Genomic DNA, 14,739 nt, shown 5'->3' with positions numbered 1-14,739 from the left:
TCGGACTAAAGTCCTCGAGATGACAGCGAAAGGCTGATTGATAAACATTAAAGGAAAGATAACCTACGATGTCGTTCTGAAGCCGGCGAAGAATCTCCTACTTTTATTAAATTTCTCACCCGATGTATTTTCCTGTACTAATACAATCTTTAGAAATACCTCTTCATCCAAGCCTCTGAATGCTATAATAATATCCCAATTTTTCACAAAAAAGGAGCATCAATGAAGAGTTTTCCTGTAATCAAGCCTATAGATAAAAAATTTTTTAAAATTGAATTTAAAGACCCATATTTAAAGCCAGCCATTATTGAGACTGAAGAACAATTTAAAGAGTTAATTCAAAATCTTATAGCAAATAAAAGGCAAGAAGAAGCTAAAGAACTTACTCAGCAGTGGATAAATCTTAAAAAAGAGCATTTTAAACTAAATTATCATGGAAAGTTTTTAAATCTTGGAGTTAAAACCGCCATAATGGGCATAATCAACGTTACTCCTGACTCATTTTCAAATGGTAGTGAGGATTATAAAGATATTAACAAAATCCTTAAAAAAGTAGAATTTATGCTTGAAAATGGAGCAGATATTATAGATGTAGGAGGTGAGTCTACAAGACCGGGAGCTATGCCAATTTCTACAGATGAAGAGATAGAGAGGGTTATTCCAGTAATCCAAGCAATCAGAAAAAATCTCGGAGATAGATTTTTGTTATCAGTTGATACATATAAATCAACTGTTGCTGACATTGCAGTAAGCGAAGGAGCTGATATAATCAACGACATAAGCGGAATGACTTTTGATGATAAAATGGCTGACGTAGTAACTAAGCACGACTGTCATATCGTTATGAATCACATAAAAGGAACGCCGCAAACATGGCAAACACAGGAGATTTACTATGATGATGTTGTTTATGAAATTATAGAATTTTTTAAAAATCAAATTAGCTTTGGAATTTCAAGAGGAATTAAACCAGACAGGTTTATCATAGACCCAGGAATAGGATTTGGGAAAAAAGTCGAGCATAACGTTGAAATTATAAAAAGATTAGATGAGTTTAAAATTCTTGGACTGCCAATTCTGATAGGCATATCAAGAAAATCATTCTTAAATATAATATTAAAAAATCTATTAAATAGACCGGATACTTTGCCGAAAGAAAGATTATCAGCAACTCTTGGAGCAACAGCCTACGCAGTTTTAAAAGGAGCACATATCGTAAGAGTTCATGATGTAAAAGAAACAGCAGAATTTTTAACCATATTAGACACAATCAGAGGATACAAGATTGAATGAAACAGAAATTATACAAACGCTTTTAAACATAAGATTTACTGATGTATTAGATATTCTTATAGTTTCTGTTATTATTTACTATCTTCTTAAATTTTTGGCCGGAACAAGAGGATGGCAAATACTAATAGGTTTACTCATTCTTTTACTTTTTTGGATTGTAGCAAAAATCTTTCAATTTGAAACCTTAGGGTGGATTTTTGAAAATCTATGGAGTATCGGAATATTTATTATCGTGGTTTTATTCCAACCAGAGTTAAGAAGAGGATTGGCTAAGCTTGGAGAAAAAGGAATATTCAAATTTTTATCACCATCGAATAAAAAAGTTGTTGATGATGTAATTAGGGCATGCTTATTTATGTCAGATAGAAAAATAGGAAGTTTGATCGTATTTGAAAGGACGGTTGATTTGACAAATTATATTGAAGGATTCGTTAGAATAGATGCAGAAATTACACCAGAAATACTTATAACCATATTCACGCCACAGACACCTTTACATGATGGAGCGGTGATAATTAAAGAAAAGAAAATAGCATTTGCAAGGGCATTTTTACCTTTAACCGTATCTACAGATATACCAGAAAACGTTGGTACAAGACATAGAGCAGCATTAGGAATAACCGAAGAGACAGATGCTATTGCAGTCGTAGTATCAGAAGAAAGAGGTGAAATATCTTTAGCAGTTGATGGAAAACTCCATAGAAATTTGGATGTATTAATGCTAAGAAAAAAGTTATACAAACTATTAGAGATAGAAAAACCTTCAACCTTTGAAATGCTAAGAAAAAAACTTAAAAAGGCAAAATATGAAGATAAATAAAACCATAAAAAAGCTAAAGTTAGCATTATTTAACAATTTATATTTGAAAATACTATCTTTTTTTGTAGCACTATTAATGTGGCTAAATATTTCGTCATACTCAAATGCAAAATACCAAATTCACGGATATATAGACGTAATAAATATACCACCAGATATTGAAGTAAAAAGTGTTAAACCTGAAAAGGTAAGCATTGCATTAGAAGGAAGGAAAAATGTATTAAACCAATCAGAATTAACAAACGTTTCGATTTATGTCGATGGTAAGAGGTTGAAAGAAGGAAAAAATGTTTTGCCTGTACAAGTGTTGCTACCATCTGAAAAAATTAAAGTAGTTTCGATAAGACCTGAAAATGTTATAATATATGCACGAAAAATTAACCAAAATCAACCTGAAGAGGAGATTAAATGATTGAAATATTTATAGAAGACTTGAATCAAAAATTTACTTTCAACGAAGGAATTACATTAAAAGATATTTTAAAAAATCTTAATGGAAAATTTAAAGATGTTGTTGGTGGAAAACTAAACGGTGAAATCATTGATATACACACACCAATCAATCAAAGCGGAAATCTAAAATTTCTAAAAAAAGAAGATAAAGAGAGCCTTGAAATACTTAGACACTCCTTAGCCCACATCATGGCACAGGCTTTAAAAGAGATTTACGGAGATGAGAATGTTCATTTAGGTATAGGTCCAACAACGGAGCATGGATTTTATTATGATGTTGAAATAGAAGGAAAAAGCCTTACAGATGAAGACCTTCCACAAATTGAAGAAAAAATGAAAGAAATCATTAAAAAAGGATATCAGATAGAAAGATTTGAGCTTCCAAGAGAAGAAGCTATTAAATTTTTTGAAAATAAAAAGGAAATTTATAAGATAGATATAATAAAGCATAACATACCGGAAGGAGAGCCAATTTCATTATACAAACAGGGCGACTTCGTAGATTTATGCAGAGGTCCACACCTTCCTTCAACCGATAAAGCAGGAGCATTTAAACTGATATCTGTCTCAGGAGCATATTGGAGAGGAAAAGAAACAAACCCAATGCTTCAAAGAATATACGGCGTTGCATTTTGGAGCGAAAAAGAGCTTAAAGATTACTTAAATATGCTTGAAGAGGCTAAAAAAAGAGACCACAGAAAGATCGGAAAAGACCTTGAGCTGTTTTTAATAGATGAAGAGATCGGCGGCGGTCTTGCTATTTGGCTACCTAAGGGTGCAATTATCAGAAAAGAAATAGAGGATGCTTGGAAAAAAGAGCATCTAAAAAGAGGTTATCAACTAGTTTACACTCCTCATGTTGGAAAAGAACAGCTATGGCAAACAAGCGGGCATCTATCTTTCTACCAGGAAAACATGTATCCAAGAATGCAAATAGAAGAAGAAGGATACTATGTAAAACCTATGAACTGTCCTTTCCATGTCGAGATTTATAAATCAAAACAAAGAAGCTACAAAGAGTTTCCAATCAGACTTGCAGAACTTGGAACAGTTTACAGATACGAAAGAAGTGGAGCTTTACATGGACTAATGAGAGTTAGAGGATTTACTCAAGATGATGCACACATCATATGCAGAGAAGACCAAGTTGAAGATGAAATAAGAGAAGTCTTAAACTTGGCGCTAAATACCCTTAAATCTTATGGATTTGATGAGTTTGAAGTATATCTATCAACAAAACCGGAGAAGTACGTTGGCGATGACAAAATGTGGGAGGTCGCAGAAAACTCACTAAGAAAAGCAATAGAAAGTACAGGATTGGACTATAAAATAGATGATGGCGGTGGAGCATTTTACGGACCAAAAATAGATGTTAAAATAAAAGATGCTATCGGCAGATTGTGGCAATGTTCAACTATTCAGTTTGATTTTAATCTTCCGGAGAGATTTGATATGTACTACATAGGTGAAGACAATCAAAAACACAGACCGTACATGATTCATAGAGCAATATTTGGCTCTATAGAAAGGTTTATTGGTGTATTACTTGAGCATTACGCAGGATTTTTACCAGTATGGTTATCTCCAGTTCAAGTTAAGATTATACCAATTGCTGATAAGCACTTAGAATATGCAGAAACTGTAAAACAAAAATTATTAGAAAATGATATCAGAGTAGAATTGGATGATAGAAATGAAAGAATGAATAAAAAAATTAGAGATGCTGAGCTTCAGAAAATACCGTTTATGCTTGTAGTTGGTGATAAAGAAGCTGAAACAGGCACGGTTGCAGTAAGAGAAAAAGGCAAACAGGGAAGCCAAACTTTAAGCATCGATGAGTTTGTGTCGAAAATTAAAGAAATAATTTCTAATAAACATGTACTTTGAGAATAGAGTAAATTTTGTAAAATTGAATAGGTAATCTTTGAGCTAAAGTCCTCAGGATGACAAAAATTCTATAATGTTATTCTGAGCGATAGCGAAGAATCTCTTTTCTCCAAAAAACAAAAGAAGGAGACTTTGGTCATACAACCTCAGGATGACGGTTAAGGTACAATATGAGGCTGCTTGCAAAATCAAAATCGTCATTCTGCAGCCGGCGAAGAATCTCCTAATTTTCTTTTCAAGTTAAAAAATCAAAGGAGGAGATCCTTCGGCTTACAGCCTCAGGATGACACGGAAAGGTAAGTTTACGAGAATTTTAGAACACTTCGCAATATTGTCATTTATATTAACTTAAAAATGAATGTAAAGGAGAGGTAATGTTAGATAAATTGCTTGGATATTTTTCAAATGATATCGGAATAGATTTAGGTACCGCAAATACATTAATATTTGTTAAAGGTAAAGGTATAGTTTTAACAGAACCTTCTATTGTCGCTATAGATAAAACTACTAACAAAGTATTAGCTGTTGGTAAAGAAGCAAAAGAGATGATAGGCAAAACGCCAGAGCATATACAAGTTATTAGACCATTAAAAGATGGAGTCATTGCAGACTTTGATACTACACAAGCAATGTTAAAGTACTTCATACAAAAAGTTCACACAAATTTTCCATTGGCAAGGTTAACAAATCCAAGACCAAGAGTAGTGGTCGGCGTTCCATCTGGAATTACAACGGTTGAAAAAAGAGCAGTTATAGATGCAGCAAAGCAAGCTGGAGCAAGAGAAGTTTATTTAATTGCAGAACCTATGGCGGCGGCGATCGGCGCTGGTTTACCTATAGACCAGCCGGGTGGCAATATGATTGTAGATATTGGCGGTGGTACTTCTGAAATAGCGGTTATATCTTTATCCGGCTTAGTAATCTCAAGCTCTATTAGAGTTGCCGGTGATGAGATGAATGAAGCTATAATAAACTATCTTAAAAGAAATTACCATATTTTGATAGGTGAGCAAACGGCAGAAAATATAAAAATAAACTTAGGCTCTGCGATAACATCAGACAGAGACGAGAAAAAAATGGAAATACGTGGAAGAGATATGACCGGAATGCCAAGAAGTGTTATAATTTATGGAAAAGATATTAGAGAAGCTTTAGAAGATGTTATTATTCAAATTGTAAATGCGGTTAAATCAACGTTAGAAAAAACTCCACCCGAACTTGCTGCAGATATCGTTGGAAGGGGAATAGTCCTTGCAGGTGGTGGTTCTTTAATATATGGTCTCGATAAAAGATTGATGGAAGAAACAAATCTTCCCGTTGTATACTGTGAAGACCCTCTTACTGCGGTAGCACGCGGAATAGGAAAAGCTTTACAGAACTTAGACCTTATAAGAAGAGTATCGATGAAGTAAGATGGAAAAAACTTGAAAAGGATTGTTAATAAAAAGTTATTATTAATAATCATTTCTCTCGCAACATTCTTCTTCATTCTATCATCAAATTTCTTTAAATCTAAAAGTTTAGATATTGTTTATCCTGTTCAAAAAGGAATTTCTCTTATCAATAATACATTGTCTTACATATATCACTTTTTCTATGAAAAAGACTTTACATATCATAAATTAAAGAATCTTGAAGAAGAAAATCAAAAACTAAAAGCAGAAATATTAAAATATAAAAATCAAATTTCAGAAATAGAGAAAATTTATCCAATTTTAGATTTTATAAAAAAGTATCAAATTCAAAATTATGAAATTGCAAAAGTTATAGGAATATCTTCAGACAACTGGTCTGATTTTTTCTTCATAGATAAAGGCAGAAAAAACGGAATAAAAATAGGTGATTTAGTTTTAAAAGATGGATTTTTGATAGGAGTAGTTAAAAATGTTGGAGATTTTTCTTCAGAGGTTTTAACTGTTTCAGATGAAAACTTTAAAATAACTGTAAGAACGAGGAAAACACAAGAAATTAGCTTTTTCCAAGGTTTAGAAAAAAACAAAGGAATTTTGAAATATGTCCGTCCAGAGCAAGATATAAGAATTGGGGATATTGTAGAAACAACAGTAATTAATTCAGAAGCTGCAGAAGGAGTTCCAATTGGTATTATAAGAAAAATATCTCCTAAGGAAGGAGAGTTTTTTAGAGAAGTAGAAGTTGAAACATTCTATTATCCATACAATTTAGATATTGTGCTGGTAGTCAAAAGATGATTTATTATTTAAAATATATTTTGATAGCTTTTATAATTGTTGCAATAGAATCTTCTCTAATTTTTAAAAACATGCTTAATTTATATATTACTCCAGATTTATTTTTAGTTTATATTTTTTGGCTATCTATCTACAATAAAGAAGATATAGCTTTAATTACAACTTTAATCGGTAGCTTACTTTTGGATTTATTGATGCCATTTAAAAGTTTTATAAATGTTTTAATTTATTTATCTGTAGCATTTACAATCTTTCGGTTAAAAGAAAAGTTTTTAATATCAAACATATTTATGAAAGTTTTGATAATAACAGGCATTAGTTTTTTTATAATATTGATAAAGGAATTATATGGATTTATGACATCAAAATTTTTTATTTTAGATATAAATCTTATAATCTTCTATTGGCTCAGTAATATAGTTTTGATATATCTTCTTTACTATTTAAAAGAAATTTTAGAAATAAGATATGATAAAGTTTAATAGATTAACTTTTCTAATTTTCGTTCTAACGGTATTTTATTTTGCATTAGTAGGAAGGTTGTTTTATCTTCAGATCATTAAGGGGGAATATTACAGAGAAATTTCAGACAGGAATTACATAAAAATTTTCTATTCAAACCCACCAAGAGGTAAAATTTACGATAGAAATGGAGTCTTATTAGCTTATGACGTTCCAACCTATAGCTTGATAGCATTCCCATACATAGTTAAGAAAAACTACACTGTGCAAGAACTAAAGGAAAATTTAAAAAATTATCTTAACATTGAATTAGACGAGAAAACATTAAATATCATTGAAAAAAACTTATATCCCAGCGTTATTATAAAAAAAGATTTAACTCAGAAGGATATAGAAAACTTTTATAATTATAACTATCTATTTAATGGATTCTATCTTGAAGTTGTTCCAAAGAGAGTTTACACAGAAGAAGCAAATTATCTTGCACATATAATTGGATACGTTGGATATCCTTCAGAGAAAGAGCTAAAAGAAAATCCTAATCTTTCTCCAAACATTCTTGTGGGAAAAGCGGGAGTAGAAAAAATTTACGACTCATTGTTAAGAGGTGAATCTGGACAAAAGGCAGTATTAGTAGATGCATTTGGTAGACAGAAAAAAGTTTTATGGGAAAAAGACCCAAGAAAAGGCAATGATATTTATTTATCAATAGATATAAGAATACAAAAAATAACCTTCGAAGCTTTTAGCTCTTCAAAACATCCATCAGGGGCTGTTGTCTTAGTAGACCCAAGCACTTACGAAATCTTAGCTTTATTAAGCTATCCAACCTATAGCTTACAAAAATTTTATGAAGGTTTTTCTCAAGAAGAATGGAAAGAATTAACGGAGAACAAGTATAAGCCTTTAATGAATAAAGTATTCTTAGGGAAATATCCGCCCGGGTCTATCTATAAACCTTTGGTCAGTATAGCTGCATTGGAAGAAGGTGTGATAGCTCCTGAGGCAAGGATAAGCAGTGGTTCTGAGTTTAGAATAGGAAAATGGGTTTATAGAAACTGGAATAAAAGAGGTTGTGGATTCATAAATGTATCTGAAGCTTTGGAAACATCCTGCGATACCTTTTTCTATCAAGTTGGGTTAAAGCTTGGGGTAGAGAATATTGTAAAATATTCAAAGCTATTTGGATTAGGAGAAAAATTGAACCCGGACTTAGAGGTTAAAGTTGCAACAATTCCAAGCAAAGAATGGAAGAGAAAAGTTTTAAAGCAAAACTGGTTTCACGGAGATACAGTAAACCTCAGCATCGGACAAGGATATATTACAATAACACCTTTTGATGCAACAAAGATAGTTGTGCCAATTGCAAATGGTGGATATGTATTAAAACCACATATATTGAAGGCTTACTTTGACAACAAATCTCAAAGATTAGTTCATACAAATCCAGAAGTAATAAGAAAAATAGACATAAAAAAACGGAATTTAGATGCGGTAAGATATGGCATGTATCTTGTTGTTTATGGACCAAGCGGAACAGCAAAAGCATTGAAAAGGGTTCCTGTACTAAATGCCGGAAAAACAGGAACAGCGCAAGTGTATTCTTATGATACAAGAAAAAAACGTCATCATGCGTGGGATTTTAGAGACCATGCTTGGTTTATAGATTATGCACCATATAATAAACCTAAAATAGCCGGCGTGGTATTTATTGAACACGGTGAAAGTGGTGGAAAAGTGGCTGCTCCGTTAATGGCATACATATTAAAAAGAATTTTTAAAGAAAAAATCATCGAGACTGAGTAATGTTTAATTTATTCAAAAAAATTAAGCAAACAGACCTAATTGTTTATTTACTTACAGCTTTTTTACTGATTTGGAGTGTAATTAACATTTATAGTGCATCTTATCATGAGTATTCAAATTTATACATAAAGCAAATTGTCTTCGTTTCTATTGCTTTCTTTATAATTACTTTTTTGCCTTTTTTGATAGAATACAGGAAGTTTGGATATATATCTTTTTATTTATACTTAGTAAGCGTTATTCTTCTTATCTTTGTCAAATTTTTTGGTGTTTCTATTCTTGGAGCTAAAAGATGGATAAATTTAGGCTTTTTCCAACTTCAACCGTCAGAAGTAGCAAAATTTTCAATGATCATCTTTTCAGCGTATTTTATATCTAACACAAAACTTCCTCTATCTTTTAAAGACTTTCTAAAAATAATGGGATTATCGGCTATCCCCTTCATACTAATTTATTCTCAACCAGACCTTGGAAGCGCAATTCTTGTTGTTTTGCCAGTTTTGGTTATGGTATTTTTAGCAAAGTTTAACATTAAATATATAATTGGATTTGTGTTGACAGGAATAATTTTAAGTCCTTTTATATGGACACACTTAAAAGATTATCAAAAAAATAGAATTATAGCTTTTTTAAATCCGGAAAGCGACCCAAAAGGAACAGCCTATCATATTATTCAGTCTAAAATTGCAATTGGTTCTGGAATGCTAACCGGAAAAGGATACCTTCAAGGCTCCCAGTCTAAATATTACTTCTTACCAGAACAGCATACAGACTTTATCTACGCAACTATTGGAGAAGAATGGGGCTTTGTAGTTTCATTTTTAATTTTAACAGTCTACTTTATTTTAAGTTTAAGAATTTTTTACATTGGAATGAAGACTAATGAATTATTTGGAAAGTTTTTGTGCTATGGAATTGCTTCAATCATCGGATTTCAAGCATTTATAAATATCGCGATGAATGTAGGAATGGCACCTGTTGTTGGCGTTCCATTGCCGTTTTTAAGCTACGGTGGAACCGCTTTAATAATGTTTAGCCTGATGATAATGATGGTTTTAAATATCGAATATATAAACAAAAAAGAAGGTTTTAGATTTCACAGTCAAGACGCTTTAAATTATTAAAAGAAAGTGAATGCTTTGGGTGAGAAATTAGTGGTTTTTATAGAATTTAAAAGGAGATCCTTCGGACTAAAGCCTCAGAATGTTCTATGTTAAATGTCAAGTGCAAAAATTTTCATCAAATGGTCTTTTATTCTTTAATACACCATATGCCTGCCTTAATAACTTATGTGCTACAGCCACTAATGCTAATTTTTTAGCCTTACCTTTACTTACTAATCTTTCGTATAATTCTCTGCAGTATTTGTTAAACCTTATTGCTGATAATGCTGCCATGTATAATATTTTCCTTGCATATGGATTTCCCATCTTTTTTATTGAACCACTTTTCTTTACACTCGTTCCACTTTCATGTATACCCGGACTGATTCCTATAAAACTCGATATATCTTTTACACTCTTAAATCTTTCAAAATTTCCATATACTGATATTATCATTCCTATAGTCCTATCACTTATACCAGGTATGCTTTTTAAAAGTTTGTATTCCTCTTGATAATTCTTCTTAGACAATTCTTTTATCTCTTTCTCAAGTTCTTTTATGTTTTTTTCTATTTTTCTGATTATCTCATCGTAATATTCTAAATTCTATTTCAATTTTTTCATTGGCACATGACTTAATGATTCTCTTTTGTTTCTTAGCATTGTAAGCTGCTGTTGTAAGTCTTCCAATATCTTTAGTTTTACTTCTATTTCTTTTTCTACATCTGATTTTGGTTTATAAAGCTCTCCATCGAAAAACGTTCTTCCATATTCTGCAATAAAGAATGAATCAGCTTTATCTGTTTTAACTCTTGTCATTTTAGCTTCCATAAATTTCTTTATTGAAAATGGATTTACTACTGCTACTTTATAACCATTTTCATACAGATAATTAGCAAGCTTTAAATGGTAAACTCCCGTATGTTCCATTATGATAAGCATATCTGACTTTTTAAACTTCTTAAGGTAAGGCTTTACTTTCATTTCAAACTCAACTGGGTCAGATTTAACTTCAAAAGTTTCTTTCTTGTTATCATACAAAACTGTAGCAGTGAATGAGTTTTTAGATACATCAACCCCTATAACAATTTTGTAGCCATTCATAAGAATACCTCCTTTCATAAAATACTTGACATGAAAGAAACTTCCTGATAACCTATCATCGTAGTTAAATACAGGCTTAAAAGCCTAATGTTCTGATTCAGGTTTTAGGAAGTAGAGGAAGGACAGTCTAAAACATTCTACAGCGGTCTTAAAAGACAAATGACAGTCACTTGATCTGTCCTTCCTTTTTTCTCTCATGTCTATAATTATTATAAAACTTATTCTCTTATAGTTTAAAAAATTTTTAGTATATTTAATATACAATGACATTCAAAGGTTAAATGATAAGTATTGGAAAAAGGGTAGTCTAATTTGTCATTCTGAAGCCGGCGAAGAATCTCCTACTTTTATTAAATTTATCATCACAACGTATTTTAATTATTAAAAGAAAATGGACAAGTTTAAGTACTTTATGGAGTTAAAAATGGAGATAGATTTAGAAAGCCTGAAAAAACAACAAATAGAGTTATCTAAAAAATTAAGTTTAAAAGATAGGATAAATACAGATGAAATAAGATATATTGCAGGGATAGATACAACGTTTTTGAATCCTTATCAAAATCCAACTTTAGCCATTTCTTCGATTGTGGTAATAGATATAAAATCATTTGAGATTGTAGAAAAAGTTTTGGCAGAGAAAGAGATAGATTTTCCTTACGTTCCTACTTTCTTAGCCTTTAGAGAACTGCCGATTATTTTAGAAGCTTATAAAAAACTTAAGACAAAGGCTAACGTTTTTATCCTTGATGGACAGGGGATATTACATCCAAGGAGAATGGGCATTGCATCACATTTTGGAGTTATTACTGATACAGTTTCTATTGGGTGCGGCAAAACACCTCTATATGGAAAGTATCAAGATCCACCAAATCAAGATTTAGCATATAATTTTATATATGACCCAAAAACTAATGAAAAAATAGGTTATGCTTTAAGAACTAAGAAAAACACTAAACCAATATTTATATCACCGGGAAATAACATTTCAATAGAAAATTCTCTTTATGTTATAATAAAGTCATTGAATGGATATAAACTTCCTGAGCCAGTCAGATTAGCACACAATTTTTTATCTGATTACAGAAAGAAGTTAATCGGAGGTTAAAATGGCAGAAGAAAAAAAGGCAATAGTAGAACTAACAGATAAAGGTTTCTTAGGAAAAATGGAAAATAAAGATTTTGTTTTAAATTTATCAAATACTACCTTCAACGCAACAGATTTAATGCTAATATCCATCGGCTACTGCTTTGGTATAACAGTTGATGCTTATGCAAAACACAAGGAACTTAATATATCAAAATTAAAAATAAACGTTCATGGTAAAAAGCACGAAACAGAGAATAGATATGAACATATAACGTTAGAAGTATCGTTTGATGGAGATTTAACACCAGAACAAAGAGAGAGGGTTATTGTTATTGGAAAAAGAGGTTGTACGGTTAGCAACTCAATGTTAAAAGCACCAGAGATAGAAGTTAAATTAGTATAGAGGTTTTTAAGATGGAGGCTGTATTTTTAGGAATAATTGCAATTTCAATGGTATTCATGGCAATTTTCGCCTTAATAAGAACTATAGCTTGGATACTTGTTTTGATGAAATTAATGACTTTGATTAATGATATAAGAAATGATTATAAAACCATTTCTCCAAAAATAATAGGATTTATTCAAGGCTTTCAGGGCATGGGTAGATTTTTGGGATTTATGAGAATATTTAGGAGAAGGAAATGAAAAACAAAAACCTTCTATTAGCGTTAATAGCGTTTATTTTAGGAGCTTTATTTGGATATGTTGTTGCTGATAGAAAAAAAGAAATTTTAGAAAAAATAGAAAATCTTGAAAAGAAAATAAAAGATAATGATTTAGCCAATGAAATCAAAGACAAGGCAAAAGATGTAATAGAATCAGTAAAGTCGTTTTTGGATAAATCTGAAAAGGTTGCAAAAGAGGAAGAAGAGGATATACTTAATATTGTAGAAGAAAAAATAAAAAAATTAGAAAAAATATTACAATCTTAGGAGGTAAGTAAAATGAAAAAATCAACACTATTAATCGCGGTAGGTTCTGTTCTTGGAGCAGTAGGAGCATATTTTGCATACAAAAGAAAGGATGAAATCTTAGCAAAATTATCAGAAATCCAAGAAAGCCTAAAAGAAGCCGAGCTTACAGAAAAAGCAAAAACAGCGGTTAATGATTTAATTGAAAGATTAACTTCTTTAATCAAAAAAGAAGAAACTTTAACAAAAGAAGAAAAAGAAAAAACTTTAGCTGAAATTGAAGAGAAAGTTAAAAAATTAGAAGAAGTTGTTAAAGCAGAAAGTTAATAACAAGGTAGGGGTTGTAAAAACCCCTTTTAAAATTCTGTATCTATCACTAAAAGACTATATAGCAAATAATTACGCTTACCATTCTTCAGCCTTGACATTCTATTTCTTAATGACAATTTTTCCTTTATTATTTTTCATAATATCTGTAATTTCTTTAATTGCAATTATCAATATTTCTGAAATTTATTTCATACTTTATAAAATCTTCCCTAATTCTGCAGAAAGTTTTTTGAATACTGTTTTAAAACTCTCACAATCTCAAGTTGCTCAAAAGTCTATCGTTATAACTATTCTTCTTTCTATATTTTTTTCAAAAGACCTGTTTGTAGCTATATCTCAAGCTTTTAGTTATATATACGAGGCAAAGGTTGCCGAAGGTAAAGTAATTTTAATTATATCCATGTTAGCCTTACCTTTTTTGGTTACATTAATTCTTATCTTCTATGTTTTTTTATTCATTGTAAAATTTTTATTTTCTAATATAGAAAAAATTTCTTCTGGTGTAAGTAAAGACATTCTTTTTATCGAAAGAATTAAAAATTTCCTTGAATTCATCAATAATAAATTAGGTTTGCTTCAGATAATTTTAAATCTTTCTGAAATATTGATTTTCGCTCTTATAATATGGCTTATTTACTACTTTTTTACGCCTGTCCAAGAAAAAAGCAAGAGTTTTGTTAAACATGTTTTAACAATTTCAATTTTTATAAGCATAATCATGTTTCTTTTAAAAATTGCATTTACTTTTTTAATTTTAAACTTTCTTTCAACCAATCCTCTTTATTTAACCATGGGTTCTATCTTTACATTTATTATATGGGTAAAGTTATGTTTCGATATTTTATTGATTGGAGAGAGAATGATTTATTACTTAGAGAAAGTTTAGATCTGTATAAATGATTAGTAGATTACTTTAAGTGAGAAATTAGGATTTTTATAAAATTTAGATAATGAGATCCTTCGGACTCACGTCCTCAGGATGACAAAACCGCCTAATGCTGTCATTCTGAGCGAAGCGAAGAATCTCCTAATTTTACTAAATTTATAATCCGACGTATTTATAAACTAAGCTATTATTTCTTACTCCTAACTCTTTCGTGGCTGCCTACAAAATTCAACATCGTCATTCCGCAGTTGTGCGAAAAATCTCTTTCCTTTTACCTCTCACTTACTCATTGTATGGGCAATTCTTACTTACCTACCTACTTTCTTTAAAAGAGTAGATCATTCGGACTCACGTCCTCAGGATGACAACAAAAGTGAAAGCAATTCA

At 31.0% G+C, this 14,739-nt stretch carries 15 protein-coding genes and 1 pseudogene; 15 read left to right on the top strand and 1 reads right to left on the bottom strand.

Going from position 1 to position 14,739, the window contains the following annotated elements; genetic code table 11:
* The first annotated feature begins 222 nt into the window (after nucleotides 1-222).
* The 9 genes from folP (at nucleotide 223) to rodA (ending at nucleotide 10,055) form a co-directional block, all read left to right on the top strand.
* Nucleotides 223-1,293 (top strand): dihydropteroate synthase, encoded by a 1,071-nt coding sequence (gene folP, locus SYO3AOP1_RS00575; RefSeq protein WP_012458849.1) that lies wholly within the window; start codon nucleotides 223-225, stop codon nucleotides 1,291-1,293.
* Nucleotides 1,286-2,113 (top strand): diadenylate cyclase CdaA, encoded by an 828-nt coding sequence (gene cdaA / locus SYO3AOP1_RS00570; RefSeq protein ID WP_012458848.1) that lies wholly within the window; start codon nucleotides 1,286-1,288, stop codon nucleotides 2,111-2,113. Before folP ends, cdaA begins: the two co-directional genes overlap by 8 nt.
* On the top strand, nucleotides 2,100-2,525 hold the full coding sequence (locus SYO3AOP1_RS00565) for a CdaR family protein (protein WP_012458847.1): 426 nt from the start codon (nucleotides 2,100-2,102) through the stop codon (nucleotides 2,523-2,525). Before cdaA ends, SYO3AOP1_RS00565 begins: the two co-directional genes overlap by 14 nt.
* A complete protein-coding gene (thrS, locus tag SYO3AOP1_RS00560; protein WP_012458846.1) occupies nucleotides 2,522-4,453 on the top strand; it encodes a threonine--tRNA ligase in 1,932 nt (643 codons plus the stop codon). Before SYO3AOP1_RS00565 ends, thrS begins: the two co-directional genes overlap by 4 nt.
* 374 nt (nucleotides 4,454-4,827) lie before the next feature.
* Nucleotides 4,828-5,865 (top strand): rod shape-determining protein, encoded by a 1,038-nt coding sequence (locus SYO3AOP1_RS00555; protein ID WP_012458845.1) that lies wholly within the window; start codon nucleotides 4,828-4,830, stop codon nucleotides 5,863-5,865.
* A 12-nt stretch (nucleotides 5,866-5,877) separates the two neighbouring features.
* Entirely contained in the window at nucleotides 5,878-6,663 is a 786-nt protein-coding gene (gene mreC / locus SYO3AOP1_RS00550; protein WP_012458844.1) for a rod shape-determining protein MreC, read from the top strand.
* Nucleotides 6,660-7,145, top strand: a complete 486-nt coding sequence (locus SYO3AOP1_RS00545) for a hypothetical protein (protein ID WP_012458843.1) — start codon at nucleotides 6,660-6,662, stop codon at nucleotides 7,143-7,145. The genes mreC and SYO3AOP1_RS00545 overlap by 4 nt, the downstream gene beginning before the upstream one ends.
* Nucleotides 7,132-8,931 carry a penicillin-binding protein 2 gene (gene mrdA, locus SYO3AOP1_RS00540; protein WP_012458842.1) on the top strand — a complete coding sequence of 600 codons (1,800 nt, stop codon included), beginning with the start codon at nucleotides 7,132-7,134 and terminating at the stop codon, nucleotides 8,929-8,931. The genes SYO3AOP1_RS00545 and mrdA overlap by 14 nt, the downstream gene beginning before the upstream one ends.
* Nucleotides 8,931-10,055, top strand: coding sequence for a rod shape-determining protein RodA (gene rodA / locus SYO3AOP1_RS00535; RefSeq protein WP_012458841.1), 1,125 nt, complete (start codon nucleotides 8,931-8,933; stop codon nucleotides 10,053-10,055). The genes mrdA and rodA overlap by 1 nt, the downstream gene beginning before the upstream one ends.
* Nucleotides 10,056-10,151: 96 nt before the next feature.
* Here rodA and SYO3AOP1_RS09820 read toward each other — a convergent pair.
* A pseudogene (locus SYO3AOP1_RS09820) lies at nucleotides 10,152-11,138 on the bottom strand (IS110 family transposase).
* A 391-nt stretch (nucleotides 11,139-11,529) separates the two neighbouring features.
* On the opposite strand from SYO3AOP1_RS09820, the gene SYO3AOP1_RS00525 reads away from it, so the two are divergent.
* From SYO3AOP1_RS00525 to SYO3AOP1_RS00500, 6 genes are read left to right on the top strand one after another with little or no spacing between them, the layout of a single operon-like run.
* On the top strand, nucleotides 11,530-12,243 hold the full coding sequence (locus tag SYO3AOP1_RS00525) for an endonuclease V (protein ID WP_281340757.1): 714 nt from the start codon (nucleotides 11,530-11,532) through the stop codon (nucleotides 12,241-12,243).
* Between the two features lies 1 nt (nucleotide 12,244).
* On the top strand, nucleotides 12,245-12,628 hold the full coding sequence (locus tag SYO3AOP1_RS00520; protein ID WP_012458839.1) for an OsmC family protein: 384 nt from the start codon (nucleotides 12,245-12,247) through the stop codon (nucleotides 12,626-12,628).
* Between the two features lie 11 nt (nucleotides 12,629-12,639).
* Nucleotides 12,640-12,870, top strand: coding sequence for a hypothetical protein (locus tag SYO3AOP1_RS00515; protein WP_012458838.1), 231 nt, complete (start codon nucleotides 12,640-12,642; stop codon nucleotides 12,868-12,870).
* A complete protein-coding gene (locus SYO3AOP1_RS00510; protein WP_012458837.1) occupies nucleotides 12,867-13,157 on the top strand; it encodes a hypothetical protein in 291 nt (96 codons plus the stop codon). The genes SYO3AOP1_RS00515 and SYO3AOP1_RS00510 overlap by 4 nt, the downstream gene beginning before the upstream one ends.
* A gap of 12 nt (nucleotides 13,158-13,169) precedes the next feature.
* A complete protein-coding gene (locus tag SYO3AOP1_RS00505; protein WP_012458836.1) occupies nucleotides 13,170-13,463 on the top strand; it encodes a hypothetical protein in 294 nt (97 codons plus the stop codon).
* The gene (locus tag SYO3AOP1_RS00500) at nucleotides 13,444-14,352 is read left to right on the top strand and encodes a YhjD/YihY/BrkB family envelope integrity protein (protein ID WP_012458835.1); all 909 of its coding nucleotides are present in this window, start codon (nucleotides 13,444-13,446) and stop codon (nucleotides 14,350-14,352) included. The genes SYO3AOP1_RS00505 and SYO3AOP1_RS00500 overlap by 20 nt, the downstream gene beginning before the upstream one ends.
* Nucleotides 14,353-14,739 lie beyond the last annotated feature (387 nt).

Source organism: Sulfurihydrogenibium sp. YO3AOP1, assembly GCF_000020325.1.
Taxonomy (GTDB): Bacteria; Aquificota; Aquificia; order Aquificales; family Hydrogenothermaceae; genus Sulfurihydrogenibium.
The sequence above is the reverse complement of the archived record's forward strand: the minus strand, read 5'-3'. Positions and strand labels throughout refer to the sequence as shown.

Coding starts and splice junctions, on each gene's coding strand:
- SYO3AOP1_RS00545 (WP_012458843.1), top strand. CDS start 6,660: ATGATTTATTATTTAAAATATATTTTGATAGCTTTTATAATTGTTGCA.
- SYO3AOP1_RS00510 (WP_012458837.1), top strand. CDS start 12,867: ATGAAAAACAAAAACCTTCTATTAGCGTTAATAGCGTTTATTTTAGGA.
- SYO3AOP1_RS00505 (WP_012458836.1), top strand. CDS start 13,170: ATGAAAAAATCAACACTATTAATCGCGGTAGGTTCTGTTCTTGGAGCA.
- SYO3AOP1_RS00515 (WP_012458838.1), top strand. CDS start 12,640: ATGGAGGCTGTATTTTTAGGAATAATTGCAATTTCAATGGTATTCATG.
- thrS (WP_012458846.1), top strand. CDS start 2,522: ATGATTGAAATATTTATAGAAGACTTGAATCAAAAATTTACTTTCAAC.
- folP (WP_012458849.1), top strand. CDS start 223: ATGAAGAGTTTTCCTGTAATCAAGCCTATAGATAAAAAATTTTTTAAA.
- SYO3AOP1_RS00525 (WP_281340757.1), top strand. CDS start 11,530: ATGGACAAGTTTAAGTACTTTATGGAGTTAAAAATGGAGATAGATTTA.
- rodA (WP_012458841.1), top strand. CDS start 8,931: ATGTTTAATTTATTCAAAAAAATTAAGCAAACAGACCTAATTGTTTAT.
- SYO3AOP1_RS00565 (WP_012458847.1), top strand. CDS start 2,100: ATGAAGATAAATAAAACCATAAAAAAGCTAAAGTTAGCATTATTTAAC.
- SYO3AOP1_RS00520 (WP_012458839.1), top strand. CDS start 12,245: ATGGCAGAAGAAAAAAAGGCAATAGTAGAACTAACAGATAAAGGTTTC.
- SYO3AOP1_RS00555 (WP_012458845.1), top strand. CDS start 4,828: ATGTTAGATAAATTGCTTGGATATTTTTCAAATGATATCGGAATAGAT.
- mrdA (WP_012458842.1), top strand. CDS start 7,132: ATGATAAAGTTTAATAGATTAACTTTTCTAATTTTCGTTCTAACGGTA.